This is a genomic window from Candidatus Symbiopectobacterium sp. NZEC127 (assembly GCF_025962675.1).
Classification (GTDB): domain Bacteria; phylum Pseudomonadota; class Gammaproteobacteria; order Enterobacterales; family Enterobacteriaceae; genus Symbiopectobacterium.
Genome location: NZ_JAGFPG010000006.1, coordinates 35,665 through 47,425, shown reverse-complemented (window position 1 = coordinate 47,425; position 11,761 = coordinate 35,665). Strand labels below are relative to the sequence as shown.

Annotated in this window: 9 protein-coding genes and 1 tRNA gene; 6 read left to right on the top strand and 4 right to left on the bottom strand. The window is 52.3% G+C overall.

Translation table 11 applies throughout. From position 1 onward, the window contains the following. The first annotated feature begins 135 nt into the window (after positions 1–135). The 3 genes from J5069_RS19065 to J5069_RS19055 all read left to right on the top strand — a co-directional run bounded on the left by J5069_RS19065 (position 136) and on the right by J5069_RS19055 (position 5,165). The gene (locus tag J5069_RS19065; RefSeq protein WP_264645352.1) at positions 136–2,217 is read left to right on the top strand and encodes an ABC transporter permease; all 2,082 of its coding nucleotides are present in this window, start codon (positions 136–138) and stop codon (positions 2,215–2,217) included. A gap of 16 nt (positions 2,218–2,233) precedes the next feature. Then, the gene (fbpC, locus tag J5069_RS19060; protein ID WP_264645351.1) at positions 2,234–3,325 is read left to right on the top strand and encodes a ferric ABC transporter ATP-binding protein; all 1,092 of its coding nucleotides are present in this window, start codon (positions 2,234–2,236) and stop codon (positions 3,323–3,325) included. 199 nt (positions 3,326–3,524) lie between these two features. Continuing rightward, on the top strand, positions 3,525–5,165 hold the full coding sequence (locus J5069_RS19055; protein WP_264645350.1) for an EAL domain-containing protein: 1,641 nt from the start codon (positions 3,525–3,527) through the stop codon (positions 5,163–5,165). A 15-nt stretch (positions 5,166–5,180) separates the two neighbouring features. Here the strand turns inward: J5069_RS19055 and J5069_RS19050 are convergent, their stop codons facing one another. The 4 genes from J5069_RS19050 to J5069_RS19035 form a co-directional block, all read right to left on the bottom strand. Further along, positions 5,181–5,735, bottom strand: coding sequence for an Ail/Lom family outer membrane beta-barrel protein (locus tag J5069_RS19050; RefSeq protein WP_264645349.1), 555 nt, complete (start codon positions 5,733–5,735; stop codon positions 5,181–5,183). 284 nt (positions 5,736–6,019) lie between these two features. Continuing rightward, positions 6,020–6,096: transfer RNA gene (locus J5069_RS19045), tRNA-Pro, on the bottom strand. Positions 6,097–6,204: 108 nt separating this feature from the next. Then, positions 6,205–7,884 (bottom strand): kdo(2)-lipid A phosphoethanolamine 7''-transferase, encoded by a 1,680-nt coding sequence (gene eptB, locus J5069_RS19040; protein WP_264645348.1) that lies wholly within the window; start codon positions 7,882–7,884, stop codon positions 6,205–6,207. A 214-nt stretch (positions 7,885–8,098) separates the two neighbouring features. After that, the gene (locus tag J5069_RS19035; RefSeq protein ID WP_264645347.1) at positions 8,099–8,542 is read right to left on the bottom strand and encodes a hypothetical protein; all 444 of its coding nucleotides are present in this window, start codon (positions 8,540–8,542) and stop codon (positions 8,099–8,101) included. Between the two features lie 131 nt (positions 8,543–8,673). On the opposite strand from J5069_RS19035, the gene gmk reads away from it, so the two are divergent. The 3 genes from gmk to spoT are packed head-to-tail and all read left to right on the top strand — an operon-like array spanning position 8,674 to position 11,747. Beyond that, complete coding sequence (gene gmk / locus J5069_RS19030) at positions 8,674–9,297, top strand: guanylate kinase (protein ID WP_222158681.1); 624 nt, start codon at positions 8,674–8,676, stop codon at positions 9,295–9,297. A gap of 53 nt (positions 9,298–9,350) precedes the next feature. Continuing rightward, positions 9,351–9,626, top strand: coding sequence for a DNA-directed RNA polymerase subunit omega (rpoZ, locus tag J5069_RS19025; RefSeq protein ID WP_195316190.1), 276 nt, complete (start codon positions 9,351–9,353; stop codon positions 9,624–9,626). Positions 9,627–9,644: 18 nt separating this feature from the next. Further along, positions 9,645–11,747, top strand: a complete 2,103-nt coding sequence (spoT, locus tag J5069_RS19020; protein WP_264645346.1) for a bifunctional GTP diphosphokinase/guanosine-3',5'-bis pyrophosphate 3'-pyrophosphohydrolase — start codon at positions 9,645–9,647, stop codon at positions 11,745–11,747. Positions 11,748–11,761: the final 14 nt, after the last annotated feature.

The following is an 11,761-nucleotide window of genomic DNA, read 5'->3' as shown; positions in this document are numbered from 1 at the left end:
CGTACAGACGAAACGCTTTCTTTCTGTGGGAGATCCTCCGTCTACACGGAGCATGACCCGTCGGCGGAGTGACACTGTCTTCAGTCTCGGTCATTCGTCACCATTGTGACTTTTAGTCAACTCAGAGGGAAACCCATGTCTCACTCACTCGCCTCGGCTCAACGCCCGCAGGCACTGGACGCCATTTTTCTCTGGCTCGCCGTTATCCCGCTCTCGTTCGCGCTGATGCCGGCCTGGAGTTTGGACTACGGCCTGTTCGGTGCCACCCGGGAAGAAGTGCTGCACGCTTACGGCTGGTCTGGCATCAATATCAGCCTGCTGTGGCTGCTGTTACCCTGCGCGCTGTTACTGCGACCACGCACGCCAGCCTCGCGTAAACAGCGGGGTCGCCACCTGTTTGATGCCGGCTATGCCCTGTTTTGCATGCTGTTTATGCTGCTTAGCGCCACCGTGGTACAGCAGGGTATGGGCTATGCCACCATCGGTATCTTTATCGCGTTAGGCGCGATCATGACGCTGGCGATGGCGCGCCTTGAATGGCTGGGCGGCGATCGCTTCGTCATCGGCTCACTGATAGCCATCATTGTGCTGATCGGTATCTTTATTCTCTACCCCAGCATTGCGATTTTCATTCCGATGTTCACCAACAGCGCGGGCGAATTCGTGCCGTTGGGTTTTATGACGGTATTAGGCCAATCGCACATTCTTCGGGTGATCTGGAACTCCTTCCTGCTCGCCATGGCCGTTGGCTTTGGTTGTACCTTCTTTGGGCTGGTGCTGGCGATTTACACCTCGCGCATCGCCAAGCGTACCGCCATTGTCGGGCGCGTGTTCTCCATTCTGCCGATTGTCACGCCGCCGTTTATCGTCGGGCTGGGCGTAACGCTGATGATGGGCCGTTCCGGCTATGTGACCGAGCTGATGGTTTCCTGGTTCGGGCTGACCAACACCAACTGGCTGTACGGTTTCACCGGCATCTGGATTGCACAGGTGCTGGCCTTTACCCCGATGGCCTTTATGATCCTCGACGGTGCGATAAAGAGTATTCACCCGTCGCTGGAAGAGGCGTCCTATACGCTGCGCGCCAACCGCTATCAGACCTTTAACCGCATCTTCCTGCCACTGTTGAAACCGGCGCTGGCGAACGCCTTCCTGATCGTTATTGTGCAGTCACTGGCGGATTTCAGTAACCCGTTGGTGCTGGGGGGCAACTTCGACGTGCTGGCGACGCAGATTTACTTCTATATCACCGGTGCGCAGTTGGATTATCAAGCCGCCAGTACGCTGGGCGTGATTCTGCTGGTGTTCTCGCTGGTGGTATTTTGTATCCAATATCTGTGGATAGGGAAACGCTCCTACGTCACCATTTCCGGCAAATTCAGTCGGGGCGACGTACAGCCGCTGCCGCGCCTGATGGTGTGGGGTGTCACTTTTATCCTCATTGCCTGGGTGGCGTTTAACGGCCTGCTGTACGGCAGCATTTTCTACGGCAGCTTCACCGTTAACTGGGGCGTGGATTACACGCTGACGCTGCAAAACTTCATTACCCTGTTCGGACAAGGTTTTAGCGACGGCGCATGGCCTTCACTGCTCGATACGCTGCTCTACGCAGGGATCGCGGCACCCATCACTGCGCTGTTTGGTCTGTTGATCGCCTATATCGTGGTGCGCCAGCAGTTCCGCGGCAAAAAAACCATCGAGTTCACCACCATGCTCTGCTTTGCCGTACCGGGCACCGTGGCGGGTATCTCTTATATTCTGGCGTTCAACAGCGCGCCCATCTACCTGACAGGCACTGCCGCCATCGTCATCATCTCGATGGTAATGCGCAACGTGCCGGTGGGGATTCGTGCAGGTATTGCCGGGTTGGGCCAACTGGATAAATCGCTGGACGAAGCGTCACTCAGCCTGCGCGCCGGGGCAATGCGTACTATCGTCTACATTTTACTGCCGCTGCTGCGTCCGGCCATTCTCTCCGCGTTGATCTACAGCTTTGTACGCGCCATCACCACCGTCAGTGCCATCGTGTTCCTGGTGACACCAGACACGCGCGTCGCCACCGCCTATATCCTGAATCGCGTCGAGGACGGTGAATACGGGGTGGCTATCGCCTACGGCTCTATCCTGATCGTGGTGATGCTGGCGATCATTTTCCTGTTTGACTATTTGGTTGGCGAATCTCGCACCGCCCGCTCCAAAGCCAAAAACGCACAATAATCAGAAGGTGACTATCGTGAATACTGTATTAAGCCAACACGCCACCGCTGAAGCGGGGCAGGCACCGCGTAAAAACTTCGTTGAACTCAAAGGCGTGACAAAACGCTTTGGCACCAACACCGTGCTGGAAAATCTCGATCTGGCGATTCCACAGGGTCACATGGTGACACTGCTCGGCCCGTCCGGCTGCGGCAAGACCACCGTACTGCGACTGGTGGCCGGGCTGGAAAAACCCAGTGAAGGCCGCATCTATATCGACGGCGAAGACGTGACCGATCGCTCCATCCAGCAGCGTGACATCTGCATGGTGTTTCAGTCCTATGCATTGTTCCCCCACATGTCGCTGGGGGAAAATATTGGTTACGGCCTGAAGATGCTCGGCAGACCCAAAAGCGAAATTCGCGATCGGGTCAACGAAGCGCTGGCGCTGGTGGATTTGGAAGGCTTCGCCGATCGCTATGTCGATCAGATTTCCGGTGGCCAGCAGCAGCGCGTGGCGTTGGCGCGCGCATTGATTCTTAAACCTAAAGTGCTGCTGTTCGATGAGCCGCTGAGTAACCTGGATGCTAACCTGCGGCGCAGCATGCGGGAAAAAATCCGCGAATTGCAGCAGCAGTTCAACATCACGTCACTCTATGTCACCCACGACCAAAGCGAAGCCTTTGCCGTGTCTGACAGCGTACTGGTGATGAATAAAGGTCACATCATGCAGATGGGATCGCCACAAGCACTGTACCGTCAGCCCGCATCACGTTTTATGGCAAGTTTTATGGGCGAGGCGAATATTTTCCCGGCACAACGGCAGGCCGACAGCGTAGAGATTTTCGGCTATCGCATTCCCAAACCGGTACATTTTGGCGCGGAAAACGGAGAATGCACCGTGGGCATACGCCCCGAAGCCATTACGCTTGATACGCAGGGCGATGAGAGCCAACGCTGCTCGGTGCACCATGTGGCTTACATGGGTTCACAGTATGAAGTAAGTGTACTCTGGCACGGGCAATCGCTGCTGTTACAAGTGAATGCCACCCAGCTACAACCCAATGTGGGTGACGATCTCTACTTGCAGATTCACCCTTACGGCATGTTTATTCTCAACCAAGGCTAACCCTTGCCTCCCCCTTCAGGGAGCCCATTCGGGGCTCCCTTTTTTTCATCCTTTGCTTTCAAAACAATTTCCGATCGATTTACAGGGGATTGATATACTTAAAAAGCGCGTAGACGTATTTATAACACGACGCGTTTCAGGGTGCGCTGGCTGCCACGACAGGCAGAAACATATCTACGTGGTACCAAGGAGTAGTGACGTGAGTCCACAGCATCAACGCGCGCAACAACGGGGCCGCTGGCTGATTCTCTGCGCCGGGGTATTCCCATTGCTATTGGTACTGCTTTTTACCTTTGTAGAATCACGACAAATCGTGAAACGCGATCTGCAATCCACGGCAAATTTGGCGCTCGATCAGGCGGAAAGCATCACCACCCGCGCCTGGTCACTGCTGGAGGCCCTGCAACCGCTGCAAGGAAAACTGTGTGAAGATATCAGAGACGATCTCCAACGGCTCAGCGCGCAGTTCGCTTACTTTCGCGCCATCGGCCTGACCTATGACAAGAGCATTTACTGCTCCTCGCTGTTTGCCCACAACGCCCTGGAAATCAGCGATGTGATCATGATGCCGCTGCCGGAGAAACTGCCTCCTGCCTGGAGCCTCTCCGTTGATCAGATCAAAGATGCCGACATCAGCCCGACGCTCATTTTTATTCGTACGCCAGACGACGGATGGGGCGCTTTTGGTCTGGTTGATGCGCAATATCTGGTGACGTTAATGAATGCCGTCAACAAGCTGCGCGGCTTTCAACTGAACATCCGGGTAGGGGATGGTGATTTGATTCATCCCAGTATCACCGCAGCACCGAATCAGCCTGAATGGCTTTCTGGTGCCGAATATCACATCACCTCTGAACGTTTCCCGATTGCAGTCTCCATTACTGCCCCCGCCGCAGAAATGGGCAAAGCCTGGCAGTTTGCCTTTCTCACGCTGCTGCCGCTTGCACTGGTACTTTCCGCGCTGTTTATTCTGGCCGCGCTGTATTGGCAAAAACGCAAGCTCTCCTTTCAGGACGAATTACGCCGCGGCATCACCAACAATGAGTTTTCTGTCTATTATCAGCCGGTTTACGGCACTGAGGCGCAACGCTGCACCGGTGCAGAAGCGTTATTGCGCTGGCGGCGCGCCGATGGGCAGTGGATTCGCCCGGATGTGTTTATCGCCGCCGCTGAAGCGGAAAATATGATTATCCCGCTGACGCGACATTTGTTGAAACTGGTGGAGGAAGACGTTACCCGTTGGCACATCGAGCCGAATTTTCATCTGGGTTTGAATGTGGCAGCAGAGCATCTGCAAGACAGCGAATTTATCGCCGATATACGCCAGTTTGCGGCTAATGTGGCGGCCCACCGCTTCTTGATAACGCTAGAACTGACCGAGCGCAGCCTCATCAGTGAAGGGCCGGAAGTGGTGCAGCGGTTGCAGCAATTACGTCAGGAGGGCATACATGTCGCGATTGATGATTTTGGCACCGGCCATTGTTCCCTTTCATACCTGCAAAGCTTCCCGCTCGACTATTTGAAAATCGATCAAGGGTTTGTCCGCACCATTTCATCACAGGAAGAAGAGACGCCGATTTTGGATACCATTATCAGTCTCGCTCACCGCCTCAATTTGAAGATCGTAGCAGAAGGGGTGGAAACCGCGCGCCAGTTGCACTACCTGACACAGCACGGGGTTGGCTACATTCAGGGATTCTTGTATGCCAAACCCATGGATAATGAAAATTTTACCGTGTGGCAGCATTACCACGCCAAGCGTAAGTTAACGTCTGGCGAAGAGCATGCCCTGACAGATTCTCTGGAGGGAAAAGAAACGCCGAAGTCCACTTCGGCGTAGTCACGCTATTCAGGATCAGAAGCGATAGCCAAGGCCGATATTGAATCCGTTGAGCTTCGTATCTTTAAACGTTGCGCCTTCATAACCAACATCGACCGTCCAGTTTGCCGCTGGCGCTATCTGGACACCAGCACCATATGCAAAGGCCGAGGCGCGCTGAGTGTCAGACACCTCAATAGCCTTGCTTTTATTACTGGCAACCCATTGGTTTTTACCCATACCAATGCCGACTAAACCATAAAAACTAATATATTCGTTAACACGATAGGATGGACCAGCCAGTAGGGAATAATAGTTCACCTTCGATTTCCCTTCATAGACATGACCATCATAATAGAAGCTATTATCTTTATTCCCGCTCCCCATATAGGTTAGCGATCCAATAAAACCAAGCGAGTCATTGGACTGATAGTGATATTTTGCTGTGGCACCACGAATATTGTTAACGCCCTTTGCTTTAGCATTAGCATAACCCAGACTGATTGTCTGTGTATCCGCCTGAGCTATAGCACAGCCCCCCATTGCAGCCAACACCACAGATAATGCCAATAGCTTTTTAGTGATATTCACTTTCACACGCTCCTTTTATGATATCTAACATCCCAAAGACAGAGCGTAAAATGTCAGTTGATGTCAGGCGTGTAAATCAGTGAAATACCTTACTAAAGATCCAACTCAATTATTATCAGCGAGTTATAAAATATATTTTTTATTATCTCTTGGGATACACTGTTGTTTTCTTTAAATAAATCAACAATAGGATAAGATATTATGCAAAAAAAAACGGCAGATGATGTCATCTACCGTTTTCTTATCGCTTCGTCTGAAAAGCATCAGACAAAACTGAGGGAATTTGGTCGGCGAGAGAGGATTTGAACCTCCGACCCACACGTCCCGAACGTGTTGCGCTACCAGGCTGCGCTACTCGCCGAATGCGGGGCGCATCTTACTGCGCCCTCCAAAAAGCGTCAATCCCTTTTTGATAAAAGAGCATACTCGGCGCGCGGTTGACGCGAAAACGCACAGCCATTCTCTCCCATCAACGCGACGGTAACGCGCACCAGTTGTTGCTGGCGTTGATGCCGCCGTCAGTCGAACGATAGCCCAGACAGCCCAATATGGAATCAAACAACTCCTCATGGCGGTGCGTCGTTCCTACTCGCTGCTGCGCTTTCAACTGTTCAAACAGTTGCGTATTTTGCGGTTGTGCCAGGAACTTGTCTGACGCCCACACCAGCATCGGCGAACGGAACTGTTCCGGCGGAGCAACATCACGCGGCGTGCCGTGCAGATGGTAGTTTTCATCAATCGACTCACCGTGATCTGAGGCATAAAACACCAGTGCCTTCTTGTCACGCACCTGATCCAGTACGTTTTTAATGAAGGTGTCGGTATACAACACACTGTTATCAAATGCGTTGATCAGTTGTTCGCGTGAGCAAGAAGCATCAACCCCCATACATTCAGGCTGATAGCGCGCATAACTGCGCGGGTAGCGCATGGAATAGAGATAATGAGAGCCTTTGGTATGCAGTACGATCACATGCTTCCCCTTGGGATAGCGCGCTAACGACCCCTTAACCTCGTCGACCAATAACATGTCGTCGACAGATTTGCCTTCATTACGCTCTTCGGAAGCAATCATTTCGCGGAAAGAGTAATTGTTAGCGTTAATGCTGTTATAGAACCAGACCTCACTTTGCATCGCGAACAGTTCTGAGGTGAACCCCAGTGAACGCAGCACATTGAAAATATTTTGTTCTTTCAAGCTGCGTTGCGGATTGTTCTCCGCCCCGCCTTCACGCACGAACATGCAGCGCATGGAGAGTTTGGTTGAGGTATCACATGACTGACCACGAAACGCCACCAGATTGCGCTCTTTTGACAGTTGCGGTGTGGTATCGCGCTGATAACCGAGCAGCCCCATATGATCCCAGCGGGTGGTCTCCCCCAGGATAAAAACCACATAGGTATCCTCAATGCCAGCAGGGGCTACGTAGGTAAAATTTTGGGCGGGGTCGAACAACTCTGCCGCATCCTGGCTTTCATCATATTGGGTGTAAGCGAACAGCCCCAACGCCGAGATCCAGTTGGATGGCAAATACGAGTGAGCAATGACACCACCATAGCTGGGCAAATCGATGTTGGTTCGTTTTTCCATCCGCTTTTGCTCGGTCCCCATATATTCCATGGTGCCCCATACCAGCGCGACAACGGCAAACAGGATCGCCACGGGTTTTATGCGTTTACCCGGCGTTTTTAATTGTTCAATCAGGGTATTGCGCAAATCAGCTTTCCAGATGATCGCCAAAGGCATCGCGCTGACGCACAGCGTCCAGACCATAAATTGCCAGCCGATCACCTCCTTTGACAAATCAATATCCGTGGTCATCACGGCAGCAATTATCCCGTAGCCAATAACCACATTAAAAAACGTCATGTAGTAACTGGCAGCAACAGAAAACAACACCAATAGTGAGGCTATCAACCGATAGAAATAACGCCCACCCAGTGAGAGCAAGCGCATCAGGAAAAAGGTGAACAACACGCTGAGCGATAATTCAATCAGCGCAGGCAGGAATTTGGCAATAGCAGATCCAGAAGGGGAAACGATATCATCGAAGCGGCGGTAATAGACGGAGACATTGAGAAACAATCCAATATAAACGGCGAGAAACAACGACAAAGCAGACTGCGAAAAAGAGGTAATCACCGACATCTTATTGTGGCTCCAGCATAAACCAAGACTTCTTTAAAAGAATTAGGACACAGAAATAATTGATGAGTTCATGAATAATATACTTTTTTAACGCTCATCTTGGTTTTTACAAGCGCCCCGTTATTAAACGTAAACACCGCTAATGTTTTTATTAGACGCGTAGAGTAGCGCACAACACCCTGCGCCAGTGATAAATTCAGACCGGAATAGTCCTTTACCGTTGCAATGAAATTTTATGGATACAGCGGATAGTTTTCGTTCCCTGCTTAATCCAGCGCGTTATTATTTTCACCACTTGCAAAGAAGGCCGGTGAGGTAAGGGTTTTTTTGTCGTATCAGGCACGGAATCAAGCCTTTTTTCCAGCCGTTGCCACCAGGAATAACGATCCCAGCACACTGAAAAACGCTTTTCCTGAGCCACATGCGTCACGGCCCGCACGTGGGGGTCGGATATTGATGTTCGCACCAGCATCGTCAATGATTGCAACAGCACCAGGAAAAACAACACGGTGCCGTATTGGAGAACGAATTGTCTCATAAGCGCATCCTTTACGTTTCTGCCGTTATGCTGGCACACACCAAAACGCCTCAGAAACCAAAAAACGCGCGAAAAATGCATAGCACATGAAAATTTAAGCAAACTATCGAATGCGATCACGAATCAGGTCATCACGCGATGTGATATCAGGCAACGCGACGGTAAAGATTAGTGCGTGTATAATGCAAAATTCGCACAACCGCGACAGTCAACCGGTTCCATCACATTCACGATATATTACGTTCATCACTATGGCTCAAGGCACGTTATACATTGTTTCCGCCCCCAGCGGCGCGGGAAAATCCAGTTTAATAAATGCGTTACTGAAAACGCAGCCGTTGTATGACACCCAGGTGTCGATTTCTCATACCACCCGCGCCAAACGCCCGGGCGAAAACCACGCAGAACACTATTTCTTCGTTTCTGTGGATGAATTTAAGCGTATGATTCAGGAAGATGCTTTCCTTGAGTACGCGGAAGTCTTTGGCAACTACTACGGTACGTCCAAAGCCGCCATCGAACAGGTGCTGGCAACCGGCGTAGACATTTTTCTGGATATCGATTGGCAGGGCGCGGAGCAAATCCGCCGCAGGATGCCGCAGGCGCGCAGCATCTTTATTCTGCCGCCGTCCAAAGAAGAGTTGGGCCGTCGTCTGCGCGGACGCGGTCAGGACAGCGATGAGGTGATTGCGCGGCGTATGGCGCAAGCCGTGGCAGAAATGACACACTACGCGGAATACGATTATCTGATCGTTAACGATGATTTCGATCTGGCGCTGTCCGATCTGAAAACCATCATCCGTGCTGAACGCCTGTTGCTGAGCCGCCAGGCATTGCGGCATGATGCATTAATCACCAAACTATTGGCAGACTGACATCACTTTCAGTATGATGCGCAGTCATTTTATTTCCTGTGGAGTAGCACATTATGGCACGCGTAACTGTTCAAGACGCTGTTGAGAAAATTGGTAACCGTTTTGACCTGGTGTTGGTCGCTGCTCGCCGCGCCCGCCAGATGCAAGCAGGCGGAAAAGATCCGCTGGTCCCTGAAGAGAACGACAAATACACCGTGATTGCGCTGCGCGAAATCGAAGAAGGCCTGATCAACAACCAGATTCTGGATGTGCGTGAGCGTCAGGAACAGCAAGAGCAAGAAGCCGCAGAGATCCAAGCGGTCACCGCGATTGCTGAAGGTCGTCGTTAATCTCGCTACGGGCCGCCCTTGTATATCTTCGAAAGCCTCAATCTGCTGATTCAGCGCTATCTGCCGGAAGACCAGATCAAGCGCCTTCAGCAGGCTTATATTGTTGCACGTGATGCTCACGAGGGGCAGACTCGCTCCAGCGGTGAACCCTACATCACCCATCCCGTCGCCGTTGCCGGTATTCTGGCGGAGATGCGTCTTGATTATGAGACGCTGATGGCTGCGCTGTTGCATGACACTATCGAAGATACACCCACCACCTACCAGGATATTGAACAACAATTCGGCAAGAGCGTCGCCGAACTGGTAGATGGCGTCTCGAAGCTGGACAAGCTGAAATTCCGCGATAAGAAAGAAGCGCAGGCCGAGAACTTCCGCAAGATGATTATGGCGATGGTGCAGGATATCCGCGTCATTCTCATCAAACTGGCTGACCGCACGCATAACATGCGCACGCTGGGCTCGCTGCGTCCTGATAAGCGTCGCCGCATTGCGCGTGAAACGCTGGAAATCTACAGCCCGCTGGCGCACCGTTTGGGTATTCATCATCTGAAAACCGAGTTGGAAGAGCTGGGTTTTGAGGCGCTGTATCCAAACCGTTATCGGGTGATCAAAGAAGTGGTGAAAGCCGCGCGCGGCAACCGTAAGGAAATGATCCAAAAAATCCTTTCCGAAATCGATGGGCGGTTGAACGAAGCAGGCATTCCCTGTCGCGTCAGCGGACGCGAAAAACACCTCTATTCCATCTACTGCAAAATGCACCTGAAAGAACAGCGTTTCCACTCCATCATGGATATCTACGCGTTTCGGGTGATCGTTAAAGAGCTGGATACCTGCTATCGCGTGCTCGGACAGGTGCACAGCCTGTACAAACCGCGCCCCGGTCGCGTCAAAGATTACATCGCCATTCCAAAGGCTAACGGCTACCAATCGCTGCATACCTCGTTGATTGGCCCGCACGGCGTGCCGGTAGAAGTGCAGATTCGCACCGAAGACATGGACCAGATGGCCGAAATGGGTGTGGCCGCTCACTGGGCTTACAAAGAAGGTGAAAGCAGCACCACGGCACAGGTACGCGCTCAGCGCTGGATGCAGAGCCTGCTGGAGCTGCAACAAAGTGCGGGCAGTTCGTTCGAATTTATCGAGAGCGTCAAATCCGATCTCTTCCCTGACGAAATGTACGTGTTCACCCCGGAAGGGCGCATCATCGAGCTACCGGCTGGCGCGACGCCGGTCGATTTTGCCTACGCGGTACATACGGATATCGGTCACGCCTGCGTCGGCGCGCGCGTCGACAGACAGCCCTACCCGCTCTCCCAATCGCTCAGCAGTGGGCAGACGGTAGAGATCATTACCGCGCCCGGCGCTCGCCCCAACGCAGCCTGGTTGAACTTTGTCGTCAGCTCGCGCGCTCGCGCCAAGATTCGCCAAATGCTGAAGAACCTGAAGCGTGACGATTCGGTGAGCCTGGGACGTCGTTTATTGAACCACGCCTTGGGTAATGGCAGAAAACTCAGCGATATTCCGCAAACCAACATCCAGCTTGAGCTGGATCGCATGAAACTCACTTCGCTGGACGATCTGCTGGCAGAGATTGGCCTCGGTAACGCCATGAGCATCGTGGTGGCGAAAAACCTGTTGGATGAGCAGCCGTTACAGCAAGAGCATACCGGTTTGCGTAAGCTGCCGATCAAAGGTGCAGATGGCGTATTGATTACGTTCGCCAAATGCTGCCGCCCGATCCCCGGTGACCCGATTGTGGCGCACGTCAGCCCCGGCAAGGGTTTGGTTATCCACCATGAATCTTGTCGAAATATTCGCGGCTACCAGAAAGAGCCGGAAAAATTCATGGCGGTTGAGTGGGACAAGGTTACGGAACAAGAGTTTATCGCTGAGATTAAAGTCGATATGTTCAACCATCAGGGGGCATTAGCCAACCTGACCGCAGCGATCAATGCCGCCAACTCCAATATCCAGAGCATCAATACGGAAGAGCGGGATGGTCGCGTCTACAGCGCGTTTATCCGTTTGACCACGCGCGATCGGGTACATCTGGCTAATGTCATGCGTAAAATCCGCGTGATGCCTGATGTCATCAAAGTGACACGTAATCGCAACTGATCGCCACCGTATCA